Annotated in this window: 16 protein-coding genes and 2 tRNA genes; 9 read left to right on the forward strand and 9 right to left on the reverse strand. The window is 68.5% G+C overall.

From position 1 onward, the window contains the following. The first annotated feature begins 128 nt into the window (after nt 1-128). Nucleotides 129-1,967 carry an ABC transporter ATP-binding protein gene (locus G9U51_RS13165; protein ID WP_407941443.1) on the forward strand — a complete coding sequence of 613 codons (1,839 nt, stop codon included), beginning with the start codon at nt 129-131 and terminating at the stop codon, nt 1,965-1,967. Between the two features lie 3 nt (nt 1,968-1,970). Here the strand turns inward: G9U51_RS13165 and G9U51_RS13170 are convergent, their stop codons facing one another. From G9U51_RS13170 to G9U51_RS13180, 3 genes are read right to left on the reverse strand one after another with little or no spacing between them, the layout of a single operon-like run. Continuing rightward, complete coding sequence (locus G9U51_RS13170) at nt 1,971-3,398, reverse strand: alpha/beta hydrolase (protein WP_166197394.1); 1,428 nt, start codon at nt 3,396-3,398, stop codon at nt 1,971-1,973. After that, entirely contained in the window at nt 3,382-3,990 is a 609-nt protein-coding gene (locus tag G9U51_RS13175; RefSeq protein WP_166197395.1) for a hypothetical protein, read from the reverse strand. The genes G9U51_RS13170 and G9U51_RS13175 overlap by 17 nt, the downstream gene beginning before the upstream one ends. Further along, nucleotides 3,987-4,295 carry a hypothetical protein gene (locus G9U51_RS13180; protein ID WP_166197396.1) on the reverse strand — a complete coding sequence of 103 codons (309 nt, stop codon included), beginning with the start codon at nt 4,293-4,295 and terminating at the stop codon, nt 3,987-3,989. Before G9U51_RS13180 ends, G9U51_RS13175 begins: the two co-directional genes overlap by 4 nt. Before the next feature lie 336 nt (nt 4,296-4,631). Here G9U51_RS13180 and G9U51_RS13185 point away from each other — a divergent pair, with 336 nt between their 5' ends. Then, nucleotides 4,632-5,162 carry a DNA-binding protein gene (locus G9U51_RS13185; RefSeq protein ID WP_166197397.1) on the forward strand — a complete coding sequence of 177 codons (531 nt, stop codon included), beginning with the start codon at nt 4,632-4,634 and terminating at the stop codon, nt 5,160-5,162. Between the two features lie 89 nt (nt 5,163-5,251). Here the strand turns inward: G9U51_RS13185 and G9U51_RS13190 are convergent, their stop codons facing one another. Next, nucleotides 5,252-7,474: a (Fe-S)-binding protein gene (locus tag G9U51_RS13190; RefSeq protein WP_166197398.1), complete on the reverse strand. Its 2,223-nt coding sequence runs from the start codon at nt 7,472-7,474 to the stop codon at nt 5,252-5,254. A gap of 26 nt (nt 7,475-7,500) precedes the next feature. Between G9U51_RS13190 and G9U51_RS13195 the strand changes: the two genes are divergently transcribed. From G9U51_RS13195 to epsC, 3 genes are all read left to right on the forward strand, one after another. Continuing rightward, the gene (locus tag G9U51_RS13195) at nt 7,501-7,656 is read left to right on the forward strand and encodes a hypothetical protein (protein WP_166197399.1); all 156 of its coding nucleotides are present in this window, start codon (nt 7,501-7,503) and stop codon (nt 7,654-7,656) included. Between the two features lie 86 nt (nt 7,657-7,742). Then, nucleotides 7,743-8,672, forward strand: a complete 930-nt coding sequence (gene cysK / locus G9U51_RS13200) for a cysteine synthase A (RefSeq protein WP_166197400.1) — start codon at nt 7,743-7,745, stop codon at nt 8,670-8,672. 14 nt (nt 8,673-8,686) lie between these two features. Beyond that, nucleotides 8,687-9,304, forward strand: coding sequence for a serine O-acetyltransferase EpsC (gene epsC, locus G9U51_RS13205; RefSeq protein ID WP_166197401.1), 618 nt, complete (start codon nt 8,687-8,689; stop codon nt 9,302-9,304). Nucleotides 9,305-9,365: 61 nt separating this feature from the next. Here the strand turns inward: epsC and G9U51_RS13210 are convergent, their stop codons facing one another. Both G9U51_RS13210 and G9U51_RS17115 read right to left on the reverse strand, forming a co-directional pair. After that, nucleotides 9,366-9,641, reverse strand: coding sequence for an HU family DNA-binding protein (locus tag G9U51_RS13210; RefSeq protein WP_166197402.1), 276 nt, complete (start codon nt 9,639-9,641; stop codon nt 9,366-9,368). Nucleotides 9,642-9,816: 175 nt separating this feature from the next. Further along, on the reverse strand, nt 9,817-10,209 hold the full coding sequence (locus tag G9U51_RS17115) for a protoporphyrinogen oxidase (protein WP_174878646.1): 393 nt from the start codon (nt 10,207-10,209) through the stop codon (nt 9,817-9,819). 212 nt (nt 10,210-10,421) lie between these two features. On the opposite strand from G9U51_RS17115, the gene G9U51_RS13220 reads away from it, so the two are divergent. Then, nucleotides 10,422-10,511, forward strand: a tRNA-Ser gene (locus G9U51_RS13220). Between the two features lie 855 nt (nt 10,512-11,366). Here the strand turns inward: G9U51_RS13220 and G9U51_RS13225 are convergent. Next, the gene (locus G9U51_RS13225) at nt 11,367-12,686 is read right to left on the reverse strand and encodes a mechanosensitive ion channel (RefSeq protein WP_166197403.1); all 1,320 of its coding nucleotides are present in this window, start codon (nt 12,684-12,686) and stop codon (nt 11,367-11,369) included. 210 nt (nt 12,687-12,896) lie between these two features. On the opposite strand from G9U51_RS13225, the gene G9U51_RS13230 reads away from it, so the two are divergent. Further along, complete coding sequence (locus G9U51_RS13230; protein WP_166197404.1) at nt 12,897-14,135, forward strand: peptidoglycan-binding protein; 1,239 nt, start codon at nt 12,897-12,899, stop codon at nt 14,133-14,135. 263 nt (nt 14,136-14,398) lie between these two features. Continuing rightward, complete coding sequence (locus G9U51_RS13235) at nt 14,399-14,602, forward strand: cold-shock protein (protein ID WP_166197405.1); 204 nt, start codon at nt 14,399-14,401, stop codon at nt 14,600-14,602. Nucleotides 14,603-14,678: 76 nt separating this feature from the next. On the opposite strand, the gene G9U51_RS13240 is transcribed toward G9U51_RS13235, so the two are convergent. Together G9U51_RS13240 and G9U51_RS13245 are read right to left on the reverse strand one after the other, a co-directional pair. Further along, nucleotides 14,679-16,580 (reverse strand): penicillin-binding transpeptidase domain-containing protein, encoded by a 1,902-nt coding sequence (locus G9U51_RS13240; RefSeq protein ID WP_166197406.1) that lies wholly within the window; start codon nt 16,578-16,580, stop codon nt 14,679-14,681. 39 nt (nt 16,581-16,619) lie between these two features. Further along, nucleotides 16,620-18,191, reverse strand: coding sequence for an LCP family protein (locus G9U51_RS13245; RefSeq protein WP_166197407.1), 1,572 nt, complete (start codon nt 18,189-18,191; stop codon nt 16,620-16,622). Nucleotides 18,192-18,398: 207 nt separating this feature from the next. Between G9U51_RS13245 and G9U51_RS13250 the strand changes: the two genes are divergently transcribed. Continuing rightward, nucleotides 18,399-18,492, forward strand: a tRNA-Ser gene (locus tag G9U51_RS13250). Nucleotides 18,493-18,528: the final 36 nt, after the last annotated feature.

Consider the following 18,528-nt stretch of genomic DNA (forward strand, 5'->3'; position numbering starts at 1 on the left):
ACTTCGCGAGGACCCCGACCGATGATCACCCCACGAAGTTCTCGCTGGCGCTCGATACTTCGCGAGGACCCCGATCGATGAGCACCCCTCCTGGGCGGGGGCCGATACGCCGGCAAGGCGGACCGATGATGGGCATCGGTGCCGCCGAGAAATCGCACGACTTCAAGGGCTCGGCGCGACGCGTGCTCGGCCGGCTGCGGCCGCATCGGGCCACGCTCGCCGTGATCCTGGTGCTAACGGTGTGCAGCGTGGCCCTCAACGTCGCCGGGCCGAAGATCCTCGGTCACGCGGTCGACGAGATCTACTCGGGTCTGATGCATCCACGGCCGCGCGGTGCGAAGGCGCCGATCGACTTCGGGGCGGTCGGCCGGATCCTGCTGCTGGCCCTTGGTTGTTATCTGGTGGCGGCGCTGGCGCAGCTCGTGCAAGCCAGACTGCTCAACCGGATCGTCCAGCTCACCGTGCGCGACCTGCGCCGCGACGTGGAGACCAAGGTGCACCGGTTGCCGCTGCGCTATCTCGACGGGCAGCCGCGCGGTGAGCTGCTCTCGCGGGTCACCAATGACATCGACAATGTCGGCCAGTCGATGCAGCAGACGATGAGTCAGCTGCTCGTCAACGGGCTCACCGCGATCGGCGTGGTCGTCATGATGTTCACCATCTCCTGGTGGTTGACGCTGGTCGCGATGCTCGCCATACCGATCGTCATGCTGGTGACCGGCCGGGTGATGAAGCGCTCGCAGGGGATGTTCGTGCAGCAGTGGAAGAACACCGGCGAGCTCAACGCGCAGATCGAGGAGACCTACTCCGCGCACGAACTGGTCAAGGTGTTCGGACGCGGCCCGCAGGTGCAGGCCGCCTTCGCCGCCAAGAACGACGAACTCATGACGCTGAGCTGGCGGGCGCAGTTCGTGAGCAGCCTGGTGATGCCGATCATGATGTTCGTCGGCAACCTGCAATATGTCGTGGTGTGCGTGCTCGGCGGCCTGCAGGTCGCCTCGGGCAATCTGTCGCTCGGCGATGTCACCGCCTTCGTGCAGTACTCGCGCCAGTTCACCCAGCCGATCACCCAGCTCGCCTCGATGGTCAACCTGCTGCAGTCGGGTGTCGCCTCGGCCGAGCGGGTTTTCGCGGTGCTGGACCAGCCCGAGGAGCCGGCCGACGCGGACGGCATACCGCAGCCGCGGGGCGGGCGGGTGAGCTTCGAGGACGTCTCCTTCGGGTATGCCGAGGGTGTGCCGCTGATCGAGCACCTCACCCTCGAGGTCGAGCCGGGGTCGACGGTTGCGATCGTGGGTCCGACCGGCGCGGGCAAGACGACGCTGGTCAACCTGCTGATGCGCTTCTACGACGTCGACTCGGGGCGAATCCTGTTGGACGGTCAGGACATTCGCGACATCCCACGGTCGGCGCTGCGGTCGCGGATCGGGATGGTGCTGCAAGACACCTGGCTGTTCCACGGCACGATCTACGACAACATCGCCTACGGCAACGCGAAGGCGACACCGCAGCAGGTGATGGAGGCAGCCCGGGCCACCTATGTCGACCGGTTCGTGCACTCGCTGCCGGACGGCTACGACACGATCATCGACGAGGACGGCACCAACATCTCCGCCGGCGAGCGGCAGCTGATCACCATCGCTCGGGCGTTCGTCGCCAACCCGAGCCTGCTGATCCTCGATGAGGCCACGTCGTCGGTCGACACCCGCACCGAGTTGTTGCTGCAGCAGGCGATGGCGGCCTTGCGCACCGACCGCACCAGTTTTGTCATCGCGCACCGGCTGTCGACGATCCGCGACGCCAACGTGATCGTGGTGATGGAGCACGGCCGCATCGTCGAGCAGGGCGACCACGCCTCCTTGCTGGCGGCAGGTGGTGCCTACGCCCGGCTGCACCGAGCGCAATTCGAAGGGGCTGCGGTCGATGCCGATTCCGCCGATGCCGAGGCCGCCGGCCGCGCGACCTGACGGCTAGGGCGGCTGTGGTGGCGGGGCGGGTGGCCGCTGCAGGCTGAAGTCGTAGACCGTGTCGGTCGCGGTGCCGGAGGGGTCGAAGAAGGCCGCGCCCTGGCCGTAGAACGCGACGACATTGGGGTCGGTGCTCGACGGATCGGCGACTCGCCGGGCGGACGCGGCATACCTGCGCGCACCGTGGACCGCGAACAGGTCGCTCTCGTCGCCCGGCTCGGGGGTGGGGTCGAGGTCGTAGGCGTAGCGGTTCAGCACATCGGGTGAGTCGGCGGCATCGGTGCGCGGCACGACGTCAGTGGAGTGCGCCACGTCGAAGGACGTCACACTCGGCGGCAGCGCCATCCGCGACACCGGCGACCCGGCGGTCACCACCGAGGTCACCCGGAAGGTCGATCGGAACCGCTGATCCTGCGCGAGTCGCGTGGCGACGATCCCGCCCTGGCTGTGGCCGACGAGCATCACCGGCTCCCGGCCCGGAGGTACGCCGGCCTGTCGCATCGCTGTGCGCAGGGCGGTCTCGATCGCCGGATAGAGGGTGCTCGGCAGAGCGGCCATGGTGCGCAGGTTGGCTGTGCCGTCCGACGGCGTGGAGGACCCGGTCATCGACCAGTCCTGGGTACCCGGCACCTGCACCACCCACCCGGCGCTGCCGTCCGGTTTGACGATGCGGTGCACCCGCACCCGGCTGTCGGTCGACCCGGCGCGATCGCTTTCGAGCGCGCCCTGCTCGTCGAGGTAGCCGGCGATGGTGAGCGGACGGCCGCTGCGCGTGACCGGCCGAGCGTAGGGCGTGACCGGCCGCACGGTGAGCGGTCGATCGTCGCGCAACACCCCGAACTGCATGCCCACCGCCACGACCGAGACGACCTGTGCCTCGAAGAGGTTGCGTCCCTCGGCGAGCACTCCCGGAACGATCAGCCGCGCCAGGTCGAGCACCTCGTAGGTGAGTTCGGGATGTTCGCGAAGCAGTTCGGTCAGCGTGGCCATGGCGCGGGCATTTCCACCCGGCACTCCACCGTCGGCGTAGCCGCCCACCCAGGCGACGCCCACGCCGCCCAGGACGGCTGGACCGACGACCGGTGCCGCGGCCCAGCGCAGGGTGGCTCTCGTGCCGGTGCGCAACTGGTCGGCGCGTTCATACGCCGTCGCGCTCCAGCGCAGGCTGCGGGCGGTGAGGGTGGTCCGCATGCCCAGCCCGGCGAGGCTGCGTGAGCCCACACTGAGACTGCCGACCAGGCGGCCGACTTCCAGTGCCGAGCCGGGCGACACCACCGCGGTGTCCGCGGGCAGGCTCCCGGCCAGCACGACGACTCCGGCGAAACAGTCGTTGGCACTGTCAGCCGCCCGGTCCAGCCGCCCGGCGGTGGTGCGCAGGTCGATGCAGTCGGCGGCGACCGACCACGCGCCGCCGCTACGCCGATCGCTCATCACGATCCGTGCGCGCCACCGCCCGTTCCAGCTGTGCGCAGGCTGCCTGCAGTTGCGCCCGCCCCAGACCCTCGAAGCGCAGCGCCCCGTCCTCGACGACCAGCTGACCCCAGCCGCCACGGGTCCCGATCAATGTCGCGATCACCTCCAGGCGGTGGGCGCTGCGCAGCCCGAGCGTCACCTGTGTCGACCCGCCCCAGGCCATCTCCTCCAGCCAGGACGGCACGGTCGGCAATCCGGAGACCTCGAGCACCGCGTCGACCGCGCCGCCCACCCGAATCTCCTCGGCCAGCACGAGCGCGTCACCCACGAGCAGGCCGCGATCGCGTCCTGAGCCCCCACGCCGCAGCGGTATGCCGGCCGCCTCACCCGCCGCGGCGATCTCGCCGAACATCGTGTCGCGCAGGCGAGCGTTCGGCGGCGCAGGGGAGGGGGAGCGGCTGTCGAGGACGACCGGATCCCCGGCAGCCACACCGACGAGGACCAGACGCGCGAAGGCGGGCGTGGAGATCGAGCAGCAGGCGATCGGCATACCGGAGCGCAGGAGCGCGGCGATCGATTCGCGCTCGCGGTGGGACAACGCCCGCCTCACCACAGCACCCCGCTCGGGCCGACCACCGGAGCGACCACACTCAGCCCGCTCTTGACCAGCGACAGGTTGTGCTCGACCTGCCGGGCGTGACGCAGCAGGGCACCCGACAGATCGTCCAGGGTGTCGGCGCGATCGAGCAGATCACGTCGTTGCTCGGCCAGCCGCGCTCGGTATTGATCGGCGCCAGCGCTGCGCCAGCGGACCCCGTCAGCCGCCGCGACGAGCCCGGCCGCATGGCGCGCGTCGCGAGCGAGCCGGCCGGCCGAGCGGGCCGCGGCGCGAAGGGCGAGAACGTCATCGGACATGTCGATGACGGTAGGAATCCCGTCGCCCGGCCGCCAGCGGGAGAAACACCCGTTGTGGACAACTCGGACTACGCCGAGACGGCGCCTGTGCACAACCGCTTCACGCGCGACGGAGGGTGGGGGCCACGGGCAGTGGGAAGAGGGACCCGTGACCCCCACCGGGTGGGGTGAGCCTCGCTGAAAGTGGCAAGGGGACCTGCGAGGTTCACCGGTCTGGGGATCGAACGGCAGATTCCGTTCGTAAACCATGGACGCAGGACCGAGGGGATCGGTTTCCGTTCGTCAACGACTGTTTTAGGCTGAGCCCGGCATCCGGTGAGCGGGAGGACACGGAAGATGAGCGAGGACAGCAGCGCACACAAGCAGAGCCAGGAGCGGCTCTACGGCGCACCGCTGTCGGCCGTCGTCGAACAGATCGGCACTCGCCTCGGCCTCACCCAGGGCGCCATCGCGCAGGTGCTCGGCCTGTCCGCGCCGATGATGTCCCACCTCGTGAGCGGCCGCCGGGTCAAGATCGGCAACCCGATCGCGCACAGCCGGCTGGCCCAGTTGCGCGCCCTCAGCGATGATGTCGCGGCCGGTCGCATCCCGGCCGGCGGGGTGGAAGCCGCCATCGCCCGCATCGCCGCCAACTCCGACACCTGGTCCACCGGCGCCCGCGTGGTCGCACCCCTGCCGGGTGGCGGCTCACCTGTCGGCGGCCGCCGCGTCCAGGAGCTCTTCCGCCAGGTCGCCGACGCCGCTGACTACCTCGACGCCGCTCGCCTCATCGAGCGCGACTTCCCCGCCATCGCCGAACTCCTGCGGGTGTATGGCGCGAGCCGCACCTCCCGCGCCGACGAGCACTGGCGCGACACCCTCGGCTGAGAACTCAAGCGCCCTCGCTGCGGCGCCCTATTTGCCGCGCTCGGGCTTCGCTCCGGGCCTCGCTCGCAAGCTCGCTCGGGTCCTCCGCTTCAGCCCTCGCCGCGGCGGACAGCAGCCAGCAACATATTCGCCACGTCCACCACCTCGACCTCGGGCCGGGCATCGCCGTCGGACTGCTGAGCGGTGAGCCCGTCGCTCAGCATCACCCGGCAGAACGGGCAGCCGATCGCGATCCGGTCCGCACCGGTCGCCACCGCCTCGGACGTGCGGTCCAGGTTGATCCGGGTGCCGAGCTTCTCCTCCATCCACATGCGCGCACCACCGGCACCACAGCAGAAGGACTTCTCGCCCGAGCGCTCCATCTCCTTGTACTCCACACCCGGCAGCGCACCGATCAACTCTCGCGGCGGCGCGTAGACGCCGTTGTGCCGGCCGAGATAACACGGGTCGTGATAGGTCACCGACCCGGCGGTGGAGGCAGCGCCCGCGGTCGACGCGTCGTCCGGACGCGCGACCGGGACCAGCTTCTTCTCCCGCACCAACCGGTTGAGCAGCTGGGTGTGGTGCACGACCTCGTAGTCGCCGCCGAGCTGGGGGTATTCGTTCTTCAGCGTGTTGAAACAGTGCGCGCAGGTCACCACGATCTTGGTCGCGCCGGCCTCGTTCAGCGTCTCGACATTCTGCGACGCGAGCGCTTGGAAGAGCAGTTCGTTGCCCGCGCGCCGTGCCGAATCACCCGTGCACGACTCGCCGTCACCCAGCACCGCGAAGGTCACGCCGGCGGTGTTGAGCAGCTCCGCGACCGCCTGAGTGGTCTTCTTCGCCCGGTCCTCGTAGGCCCCGGCGCAACCCACCCAGAACAGGTAGTCGACCTCGGACAGATGCTCCACGTCCTGGCCGAAGACCTTGACCTCGAAAGGCAGATTCTTCGCCCAGTCCAGGCGCGCCCGGGCCGACATACCCCACGGGTTGCCTTTGGACTCCAGCTTCTTGAACAGCCCGCCCAGCTCGGAGGGGAACGCCGATTCGATCAGCGTCTGATAGCGGCGCATGTCGACGATGTGGTCGACATGCTCGATGTCCACCGGGCACTGCTCGACGCACGCGCCGCAGGTGGTGCAGCTCCACAGCACGTCCTGGTCGATGACCGCGTCCGGGCCATGCGGGTTGTATGCCGTGAGGGGCGCGTCGAGCGCGTATCCCGTGTCCCCGATGAGCGCGGCGTTGAGCGCGTCCGGGACCTCCTGGCCCGCGGTGAGGAAGGGCGCCTTCGCCGCGGCGTTGTCGCGCAGCGTCATCATCAGCAGCTTCGGCGAGAGCGGCTTGTCGGTGTTCCACGCCGGGCACTGGCTCTGGCAGCGGCCGCATTCGGTGCAGGTGGAGAAGTCGAGCAGGCCCTTCCAGGTGAACTCCTGCACCTGGCCGACGCCGAAGGTCGTCTCCTCGTCCATCTCCTCGACCGATTCCATCGTCACCGGCTTGCCGTCGACGATCATCGGCTGCAGCGGGCCTAGGGAGGTGCGCCCGTCGGCATACCGCTTGAAGAAGATGTTGAAGAAGGCGAGGAAGCGGTGCCAGGCCACACCCATCGTGACGTTGCGCGAGATCGTGATCAGCCACACCATCGCGGTCACGATCTTGATCAGCGAGATCAGCACGATGAGGTTCTTCAGGGTCGGCGCCCCGAGCCCGGTGAGGCCCTGGCCGATGAAGAAGGTCAGCGGGTAGTGCAACGGGGTGGCGTGCTCGCCGGTGCCGGTCTTGTCCAGGGCGTACTCGAAGAAGCGCAGCGTCAGCACGCACAGGATCTCGACCAGGATGACGATCTCGACAAAATAGGCCTGCCAGAACATCGAGCCGAAGAAACGTGAGCGGCGGCCGTCGAGCCCGGCTGCGCGCGCCGGGTGGTTCTTGCGGCGGTTCCAGATCAGCCAGACGATGCCGATCAGGCCGATCCAGCCGAGCAACTCGTTGACCCACTCCCAGAGGAAGAAGTGGCCGATGATCGGCAGCGCGAAGGTCGGATCCCAGATCTGGAAGTAGGACTGCAGCACCGCCAGCGACAGCACGATGAAGGAGATCATCGTGACCCAGTGGGCGGCGGCGACGACCGGCAGGCGCGCCATCCGGGTGTGCCCGAGGAACTCGCGCAGCAGCGTGACCGTGCGCTCGCCCTTGTGATCGCCGCGGTTCTCGGCGCGGCCGAGCTTGAAGGTGGCGATGAACCGGCGGATGGCCGGGACCACCATCACGATGCCGACGAGCGTGATGCCGAGGGTGATGACGGCGGCGACGATCTGGAGCGCGGACATGCCGCGAGTCTAGCTAGCCCCTACTGATGAGTAGCCGCAGCCGCGCCCATCCGGCATACGGGCAACCCGCGGCGTGCGGCATACGACGGCCGCGGGTTCCGGCAGACGACGGCCCGGCGACCTCGGTCACGCCAGCCAGCCCATCCGGCATACCTGATGAGACGGAGTTGCGGGCTGCATAACGCGATGTTGGAATAGACATAAATGGCCAGCCGTTGCCATCGGCGACGGCAGGCCACCGACTCGACAGCTAAGGCGGTTAACCCTCGTGCCCATTTACTCCGACGTCACCGAGTCCATCGGCAACACCCCGCTGGTTCGCATCAACCGGATCATCGACGCGCCGGACGTCACCATCGCCGGCAAGCTCGAGTTCAACAACCCGGCGGCCTCGGTCAAGGACCGCATCGGCGCCGCGATCGTCAAGGCGGCCGAGAAGTCCGGTGAGCTCAAGCCCGGGGGCACGATCGTCGAAGCGACGTCCGGCAACACCGGCATCGCGCTCGCCATGGTCGGCGCTGCCAAGGGCTACAAGGTCGTGCTCGCGATGCCCGAGACCATGTCGAACGAGCGCAAGGCGCTGCTCAAGGCGTATGGCGCCGAGCTCGTCCTCACCCCTGGTGCGGAGGGCATGAAGGGCGCGGTCGCCAAGGCGGAGGAGCTCGCCAAGGAGCGCGGCGGCATCCTCGCCCGGCAGTTCGCGAACGAGGCCAACCCCGAAGTGCACCGCGCGACGACCGCCGAGGAGATCTGGCGCGACACCGACGGCAAGGTCGACATCGTCGTGTCCGGCATCGGCACCGGCGGCACCATCACCGGCGTCGGCCAGGTGCTGAAGGAGCGCAAGCCCGAGGTGCAGATGATCGCCGTCGAGCCGGAGGAGTCGGCGATCCTCAACGGCGGCCAGCCCGGCCCGCACAAGATCCAGGGCATCGGCGCCAACTTCGTGCCGGACATCCTGGACCGCAACATCTACGACGAGGTCATCGACATCAACGCGCAGACCGCGGTGGAGTGGGCGCGCAAGGCCGCCACCCAGGAGGGCCTGCTCGTCGGCATCTCCTCCGGCGCTGCGCTCGCGGCCACCGACCAGGTCGCCCGCCGCCCCGAGAACAAGGGCAAGACCATCGTGGTGGTGCTCCCCAGTTTTGGTGAGCGCTATCTGTCGACGATCCTGTTCGAGGGCATTCTCGACTGATCATGGGAGCAGGTATGGCGTTGCTGGACTCTGGGACCGCGTCCCGTCGCACTGTGCGTGCGCGGGTGCGGCGGGCCGTCGCCGACGTGCGGGAGGACATCGACGCCGCGATCGCCCGCGATCCCGCGGTCGACTCCCGGCTGGAGATGGCGCTCGCGTCACCGGGGCTGCACGCGCTGTGGATGCACCGCGTGTCGCACCGCATGTGGCAGCGCGGCGGCCGCTGGCGGTTGCCGGCGCGGCTGGTGTCGCAGGCCTCTCGCGCGGCGACGGGCGTGGAGATCCACCCTGGCGCGCAGATCGGCAAGCGGTTCTTCATCGACCACGGCATGGGTGTCGTGATCGGTGAGACCGCCGAGATCGGCGACGACGTCATGCTCTACAACGGGGTCAACCTCGGTGGCCGCACCTTGCAGAAGGTCAAGCGCCACCCGACATTGCGCGACGGTGTGACCGTTGGCGCCGGCGCTCGCATCCTCGGCCCGGTCGAGATCGGCGCAGGCGCGCAGGTGGGCGCCAATGCCGTCGTGGTCAAGGACGTGCCCGCCCAGGCTGTGGCCGTTGGGGTGCCGGCGACGGTGCGGATGCCGGTGAGTTACGACCCGTGGAGCGATCCAGCGCTATACATCTGAGCGCCACGCACGAGGGCCCGCGACCGAATTCGGTCGCGGGCCCTCGTGCGTGGGTGGGTGCTCAGCCCTTGGCGGCAGCCTTGAGCTTGGAGCCCGCGGTCACCTTGGCGGCGTTCGACGCGGCGATCTGGATCTCCTCGCCGGTCTGCGGGTTGCGACCGGTGCGCGCGGCGCGCTTGACCCGCTCAATGGTGAGCAGGCCGGGGAGCTGGATCTTCTCGCCGCGGCCGACCGCCTCGAGGATGACGTCGTTGAGGCCACCGAGCACCGCGTTCGCGTCCTTGACGCTCACGCCCGTGCGCTGGGCAATCGTGCTGGCCAGGTCAGTGCGGTTCATGAAAAGTCCTCATCTGTGGTTCGTCGGTCGGACGCTTGCGCGCCCGTGCTCTCACTTATCTCGTGGTCCGGGAAGACCCGATCCGCTGGTCAGTCCACCACAGATTCCCGCGGAATTGCGGGAACTCTCGGCGGTGTCGGACCATATCGCCACCGTATGCCGAATGGCTCGCTGGTCAAACCGACGGGCCGTCGGTCAGCTTGGTGTCGCCGCTGTCGGTGTCTGCGTCGGGGTGGGTGCCCTCGACATCGGCCGAGGTCACCGGGTCGGCCAGCGACCCCTTGACGACCGGCCCCTTGTTCTTCGTCGTCGCGGCTTGGTAGCCGGCGCTGACGGCGCTCTTGGCAGCAGTGCCCGCGCCCTTGATCGCGGCCTGACCTGCGGCGGCGGCGACCTCGGGGCCGCGCTGCTTGATCTGCGCGGTCGCGTCATTCACCTTCGACTGCACGGCCGGGTGCTGCCACGCCTTGCCGGCCTGCAGCTTGATCTGCTCGTACCGCTCCTCGCCGGCACGCGCGCCGACCACATAGCCCGCAGCGAATCCAGCCAGGAAGGACAATTTGCCCATCGGGCCCTCCTCTCGTTCGGCCACCGACATTACCCGCCGTCGCGCGTCGTCCGGGCGGCGCGCCATCGCTGATCGCCGCGACGGGCCCGGTGTCTGGGCTGATGGGCTGATCGCGGCGACGGGCCCAGTCGGGTCGGAGCGAGAGCAGACACGGCGGGCCGACCGTGGCAATCTTCGGGCTGAGCGGCGCGCTACCGTTGACCGCTCCACCAGGAGGGCTCGCATAGTGGCCTAGTGCGGCGGTCTTGAAAACCGCTAAGTCGGTTACCCCGGCTTCGTGGGTTCGAATCCCACGCCCTCCGCTCTTTCACGCGGCCGCGGGGGATCGCTCGTCCCGGCGCTCGCACTCTAGGCCCGCACCGCCGCACCACCCTTTCGTTGGTCGAGTAAGGCGGCGACGAAGGAGCCGCCGCATCGAGACCACCCTCCGCTGCGGACGCTGCGCCGTGGCCCAGGTGGCGTCCGTGGCCCAGGTGGCGTCCGTGCTTCAACGCAGTTATGGCACCCCACGTGCGGACGCAGAAGACGAGCGTGCCCGGGGTCCGTGCTCCAGCGCAGGAATCGCGTCACTACGTGCGGACGCTGAAGCCGAGCGCGCCCGACGTCCGTGCTTCGACGCAGTTATGGCACCCCACGTGCGGACGCTGGAGACGAGCGTGCCCGGGGTCCGTCGCCCAGCGCAGTCATGGCACCCCAGGTGCGGACGCTGTGGGGTGCCCCAGGTGGCGTCCGTCGCCCAGCGCACGAATCACCGCCAGCACGGGCCGGTGGCACGGACGGCGGGATGGCCGTGGGCGTGGTGTCAGGGGAAGCGGCCGGTGATGGGCCGGTGGCGCTGACGGTGTCGTGGTCGTGGGCGTGGTGTCAGGGGGAGCGGCCGGTGATGGGCTGCTGGTGCTGACGGTGTCGTGGTCGTGGGCGTGGTGTCAGGGGGAGCGGCCGGTGATGGGCTGCTGGTGCTGACGGTGTCGTGGTCGCGGGCGCCGTGTCAGGGGAAGCGGCCGGTGATGGGCCGGTGGTGCTGACGTTGGGGTGCTCGTGGGCGTGGTGTCAGGGGAAGCGGTGTCAGGGGGAGCGGCCGGCATACGGCACAAAAAGCGGGTGCCGCACCGGCCCGAAGGCTGATGCGGCACCCGTCGGTGCAGACGATCCCTGGGTCAGACCCGCGGGCTGGTGTCGGTGTTCGCCGACTCGTTCTGCATCTTGTTGAGCTGACGCGCGGCGGCCTCACGACCACCGAGCCCGAAGGCGAGCGCCGCGGCGGCGGCGCCACCGACGACGACCGCGCCGAAGGCGAGGTTGACGACCGAGTCCGCCAGGCCCATGTACTTCAGGCCGATCGCGACGAACAGCACGATCGTGGCAACCCGCACCACCTGGGCGGTCCGGCCGCTCACGAAGCTGGCCACCAGGTTGGCGATGAAGACGCCCGCCACGATCACGACCGCACCGAAGACGACCCGGCCGCCGATGGCGAGGATCGTGTTGAGCATCGAGGTGATCTGCGGGAAGCCCAGCAGGTTGGTCGCCGCGACCGCGAAGAACAGGATGATCGCGATCTGCACCACGCGGGTGATGATCGAGGCCACGTCGGTCTTCGTGCTGTCGACGCCCAGCTTGCTGAAGGCGTTGTCGATGTCGAGGCCGTTCAGCAGGCTCTCCAGGATCGAGCCGACGAAACGGGCGATCACCACGCCGATCGCGAGCAGGATGCCGGCGCCGATGATCAGCGGGATGGCGTCCAGGATCAGCTGCAGCATGTTCGTCGCCGGCTCGGAGATCGCCTTGATCCCGAGCAACTGCAGCGCGGCGATCGCCACGACCAGCAGCACGACGGCGTAGACGATCTGGCCGACCATGGTGGAAATCTGCAGGGGCGCCTTGCCGCCCTGGCCGCCCTGCACCGGGTGCGAACCCTGGCCGGGCTGACCCTGGCCAGGCTGACCCTGGACAGGCTGACCGTGGCCGGGCTGACCCGGCTGACCGCTGGCCAGCGGGCGTCCGTCAGCGCCACGGCGCTGGTTCGTCCCGTCCAACTCGCGCGCGGCCGAGTGGCCGAGGCGGTCGGCAAATCGGTCGACATTGGCCGCCTGGAGGGCGGTCACGGTGAGCTCGCGCACGATCTTGGCCAGCACGAACCCGATGAACAGCACCAGGCCGGCACCGATCACATTGGGCAGCGCACCAAGGAGGCTGCTCAGCAGGTTCTGCAGCGGTTGCAGCACGTCGGTCAAGGCGAAGAGGTTGAGGATGGCCATCAACCCGAGCAGCCAGATGATCAGGGATGCGATCGCTCCGAGGGACTCGGCGAGAGTGTCGCCGGATCCGGAATGACGGTCGAGCACCTTGATCTTCGCGAGCTGCTTGGTCAATACCTTCTTGACGATCTTCGCGATGAACGCGGTCACCACGAGGATGACCACGGCCGCCACGATCTTGACGATCATGTCGGACCACTGGAAATCACTCAGCTTCATCACTTCTCCGTTCTCCGGTAGTGGTCAACAGGCTGCTGATCGGGCAGCGACCCGTCCTCAACGCAACCTAGACCTCGACGCTGTATGACGGGTCTCTCCGGCCTCACAGCTTTCCAGCCGGCGACATCGCCCCGACCCGCTTGGTACCGTTCTCGGGCGAGCTATTCCGTCGGGGGACTGGAATTCGTCACAACACCAAGGGGATTCATCATGGCCGCACTCTCACGCCGAGGCTTCGTCGCGCTCGGCGCCGCATCAACGACGACGGCGCTGTTAGCGCCGACAGCCCGGGCTGCCGGGGACGGCGCGGGCGCACTGGGTTCGGGTGCGGTGCCGCCGCAGTACCGGATCGTTCCGGGCTCCACGCCGCCTCCACCGCGGCAGATGATGCCCTACGGGGTGAACTCCCGCGAGAGCCTCGCCGCCACCACCATGGCGACCGCTCCCAACCACTACGCCACCGGTTTCCCGACCGTCCAGAGCGGGTCGCCGTGGCAGGACGTGCGGGCGTTGCAGTACCTGCTCTACAACCAGGGCATCTCGACGAACTGGGAGGGCTCGTTCGGCGCGTCCACCTCGGCCGCCTGCAGCGTCTTCCAGGGGTCTCACGGGCTGCCGCGCACCGGTGTCGGTGACCCGGCCACGCTGGCCAAGCTCACGCCGAATGTCGGGTATGGCGCGAACTCGTATCTCACCTACGCGGTGCAGACGCTGCTGCGCAAGCACGGTTATCACTTCGAGGATTACTACTACGCGCCCAAACTCAGCACCAACTACGGCGCCGTGACCGACAGCTACGTGCAGGCCTTCCAGACCGGTCACGCGATCGGCGCGGCGAATTACGTGGGCTACTACACCTGGCGCACGCTGTTCGCCGCGCGCACCCGCGGACCGCTCTACCCGCTGATGCAATATGGCACCGGGTCGGCGCAGTGGACCAACTGCGGTCCGACGTCGGCGGTGATGATCCTGCTGGCGAAGGGGCTGTGGCCGCGCAACTGGTACTGGAACACCAGCCTGCGCACCAACTCGGTCACCGACTTCCGCTACTGGGCGATGGGCCTGCCCAACACTCCGGAGCGCAACGCGATGGGCAGCGAAATCCCAGAGCTGACAACGGGATTCGCGAAGTACGGCATCCGCGGGGTGCACAACGGGATCTCCGACACGGTCATGCTCACCAAGCAGGGCGTGATGTCGATCGCGGGCGGCGACGCCTACCGACTGCCGTGGAAGACCTACGTCTCCGGTCCGGCCTCGCACTGGATCGCGGTGGTCGGCTGGGACGGCACCTACTTCCTGGTGATGGACCCGATCGCGCAATCGTCGGCGAGCATCGTGCACCGGATGACCGAGCAGCAATTGCGGTGGTATGCCGGATCGAATCCGGGCTGGGAGACCAACCCGCGGATGTCGCCGCCCAACTACAACAGCCTGGCGCTTTATTGATCCTGGCTTGCTAAACCGTTGCGGCCCAACGGTTTAGCGGGTCCAGTTCTTGACCAAATCCTGACTCAACTGCTACCTGGGCGACACCGCGCGTTAACCGCTGACCGTGCTACCGTCCTACCCGTTGCAGTGGCAGTTCACAGGTACGTTGAGGCCCGCGCAGGCGGGCCTCTTCGCGTCTCAAGGGAGCGACTCGTTGCAACGATCGGGCGTCGCACACCGGCGGCGTCCGAAGCCGCTTCACAGATTGAGAGTTACATCCCATGGCACAGGGAACCGTCAAGTGGTTCAACGCTGAAAAGGGCTTCGGCTTCATCGCCCAGGACGGCGGTGGCCCGGACGTCTTCGTTCACTACTCGGCCATCCAGTCCCAGGGCTACCGGTCCTTGGAGGAGGCGCAGCGCGTCGAGTTCGAGATCACCCAGGGTGACAAGGGTCCGCAGGCGACCAACGTCGTCCCGGTCTGACCCACTGGAGATGGTGAACGCCTAAGACTTTCACCAGCGAGACACCCCCGGCCGTCAGGTCGGGGGTGTTTTGTGCTCAGGGGTTGTTGGCGAGGTCGTTGAGAAAGTCGCGGGCCACCGGCGCCGCGACCGTGCCACCACCCTGGCCGGCCGGCACGTCTGCCACCAGCACCGCGAAGGCGATAGTGCCCTGCCAGCCGGCCAGCCAGGCATTCGCGCCCGCCTTGCCGCCCTCGTTGAACTCGGCGGTGCCGGTCTTGGCATAGACATCGCCGCCGGAGGTGTCACCGAGCAGCGTGGCGGTGCCATCGGTCACGGTGAGCCGCATCATCGACTTGAGGTTGGCGGTGACCGCGGGGTCGAGCGCCTTGGGCGTGCGGGCACCGCCCGGAGCCGGGTTGGTCACGATCGCCGGCGGCACGAACGAACCGCGCGCCACCGTGCCGGCCATCGCCGCCAGCGCCAGCGGGGAGGTCTGAGTGCGCGCCTGGCCGAACAAGCTGGCCGCCTTGTCGGTCAGCGAGGTCGCGACGGGGACGCTCCCGGCATACGCCCCGTTGACGCCGGTCTGTTTGGCCCAGTCGCCGCCGATGCCGAACGCGAGGGCGGCGTCGCGCAGATCGCCGTTGCCGAGATTCTTGCCGGCGCCGACGAAGGCCGTATTGCACGAGTGGGCGAAGTCCTCGGCGAAGGTCGGGTCACCGAGGGTCTCGCCCTCGAAGTTGCGGATCTTCAGCCCGTCGACGGTCACCTCCTGCGGGCAGGCGACCTTGGCGGAGGGGGACAGGCCCTTCTTCATCAGTTCGTAGGCGGTGACCACCTTGAGCGTCGAGCCCGGGGCGTAGTGCCCGGTCACCGCGCGTTCGATGCCGTATGCCGGTCCGTTCGCCACCGCGAGCACGTTGCCGGTCGGGACGTCGATGGCGACGATCGCGGCGACCTTGTCGGTGCCGAGCTTGGTGAGGGCGGCCTCGGCGGCGGCCTGCACCGCCGGATCGAGGGTCGTGGCGAGGTTGCTGCCGTCCTTCGCGCCGGAGTTGAACAGGGTCAGGCTGGGCTGGGCTCGGGTGCTGACCACGACCCCGGCCGTGGGCCGCATGAGCGCGTCATACTGCCCCTGCAGGCCGCCCTGGCCGACATACACCCCGGCGGTGAGTTTCGGGTCCTTCTTCAGTTGTTCGGCGGTCACCGCGCCGACCTGGCCGAGGAAGGGCTGACCGAAGGTGCGGGTGGGCGCGAGCGGTTGCTGGCGGTCGGCGACGACGACCCCCGGCAGCGAGGTCAGCGTCCGTTTGCGCTCCTGGTAGTCGTCATCGCGGTAGGTGACCACGGGCACGACGCCCTTGCCGCCGGCTTGTTTCTTGGCGACCAGGCCGCTTACCCCGGTGATGCTCTCGACCGCGCGCGCCGAGGCGATGGTCGCGGTGCCGAGGTCGAGCTGCACGTCGTGCACGGTTTGGTTGGTCATCAGCCCGGCGCCGCCCTTGCCCCGGATCTCGCCGCGCTTGCCGGCTTGGGTGGAGAGGGTGAAGGCGTCATTGGCCTGCAGCTTGGGATGCCACAGGGAGCGTTGCTGCACCTGCACACCCCAGCTGCCGGTGCTGCTGGTGGTGAGCGCGACCGGATCGGTCCAGGAGAAGACGGCACCACCGGGCAGCGTCCAGCGCACCGAGATCTGCGCGGTCGCGTTGGTGCCCGAGCGCTTCACCTCGCCGACCGCGGTCTGGATGCGACCGCTGCCGAGCGCCCGGGTGGCGGTCGCGAAGTTGCTGGCGGCCGCCTGCGGCGAGGTGCCGACATACGGCGCCTGATCGAGAGTGCGGGCCGACCAGGCCCGCGCGAACGCGGTGGCCGCGGCGCGAGCGGCGTCGTCCTGCTGGGTCGTCTGCGCGCGCTGGTCCCACAGCATGTATCCACCGACGCCGGCTGCCACCAGCAATCCGGCGGCGGTGGTGCTGAGAACGGCACGTGCGCTCATGGTGGAGGTCTCCCAAGTGGTGCGGTCGTGCGGTGTGGGTCAGCAGCTTTCGGCGGTGTTGGTGATCGGCTCGAGCGTGGTCGTGGTGCTGCTCGTCGGCGACGAGGTGGGGCTGGAGGTCGGGCTCGACGTCGGCGAACCGGTCTTGCTGGGGGTGGGCGCCTTGTCGTCGTGCGGAGTGGCGAGCGCCTGCTTCACCACGGCCTGGATCTTGGGGAAATTGGGCCGGCCGACATTGGTGATCGAGTTGATATTGACGCTGCGGACGTTGCCCTTCTTCATCGTGTTGACCAGAGTGGCGAAGGCTGGCAGGTCGTCTTGCGGGATGTCCATCAGCACGTTGTCGGAGGCGACGGCCATGATGTCGGTGAACTTGGTGACCATCGTGAAGGGATTGGCCTGCGAGATCAGCGCGTTGACCATGCACCGCTGCCGCCGCATCCGGCTCACGTCGCCGTCGGCGGCGCCGACGCGGCTGCGTGAGTACCACAAGGCCTTCTCACCGTTGAGCTTCTGGTAACCGGGCTTGATGATGCCGGTCACCGAGCCGGGCCGCACGTAACCATTGCGGATCTCACCGCCGATCGGTATGCCGTCGTAGGGCGAGCCCGGGTCCGGCTGGACGTTGATCCAGACTCCGCCCATCGCGTCGACCAGGCTGCGGAAACCCTGCAGGTTGACCACGAGCGAGTAGTCGATCTTCAGCCCGGTGATCTCGCTGACGACCTCGCGGGTGGTGTCCCATCCGGGATAGGCCTCGTCCGCGGGGAAGAGATTCTTGCGGGTGCGCGCCGCTTCCTCCCACACCGCGTCCATCAGGCATTCGGTGCCACAGTCGTAACCCTTGGGGTAGATCTTGTTCAGCGGGTTGGTCTTGGGGAACGGCACGTTCTGCAGGTTGCGGGGGATCGACACCAGGGTGCTGTCACCGGTGCGGGTGTCGACGCTGACGACCATCACCGAGTCGGTGCGCACGCCGGTGCGGTCGGGTCCGGCATCGGAGCCGATGAGCAGGACGTTCACCCGGGGTATGGCGGCCCAGGGGTCCGCGCCATTGCCGGGCCCGCTCGGTGGGCCGCCGCGGCCGCCATACCGCGGTTCGTAGATCTTGTCGTAGGTCGACTGGGTGATCAGCACATAACGGATCGCCTGCACCGACGGAATCGCGACCAGCACCACCATGAGGGCGGTGAAGGCACGGTGCCCCCAGCGCATCCGGTCGCTCCAGCGGCGGCCGCTGGTCTCCCGGGCGGTCAGCAGGATGCCGCCGATCCACATGATCGCGCCGACGATCAAGCCGATCAGCAGCAGCGTGAGACCGCGGCGGGTGGCGAGCTGGGCGGCGCCTTCGATGACGCCGCCGCTCATCAGCACGATGCCGAGCAGGATGACGCCGAGCACGGCGAGGGTGACGATCACCAGGCCGAGCGTGCGCCGCCGGCGGGTGAGGCTGAGGCCGAGCCCCGGCCAGATCGTGCTGAGACCGGTGAGCAGCAGGGCGCGCCGCAGCTGATCGGTGCGCAGCGAGCGCAGCTCCAACCGGGTATGACCGGGCCGTGCTTCGGGCGCGCTCGTCCCGTCCGGGTGCGCGACCCGGTCGTCCTCGGTCATCTGCCAGCCTCTTCCACCGGACCCGGTCCGGTGCTTCTCAGTGGACCACTTCCCCCCAGGGGTGGTCCGAGGTCCACGGCGCCGTTGCCGGAGCCCCGGTTTGGGAAGGTCTCCGATCAACGGGTAGCCTTCCTGATCGATCACCACATGGTGCAACACCGCACCCCGGTTACCAAACCGAAAGCTGCATCGGTGTGTGCGATCGATGGAGGCGTCGCCTAGTCCGGTCTATGGCGCCCGCCTGCTAAGCGGGTTTGGGGCTAAAACCCCATCGCGGGTTCAAATCCCGCCGCCTCCGCCATCTGTCGAAGGGCTGGCTCGTCGTGCGAGCCGGCCC

Origin of the sequence: Metallococcus carri (assembly GCF_011440275.1) — a bacterium.
GTDB lineage: Bacteria > Actinomycetota > Actinomycetes > Actinomycetales > Dermatophilaceae > Metallococcus > Metallococcus carri.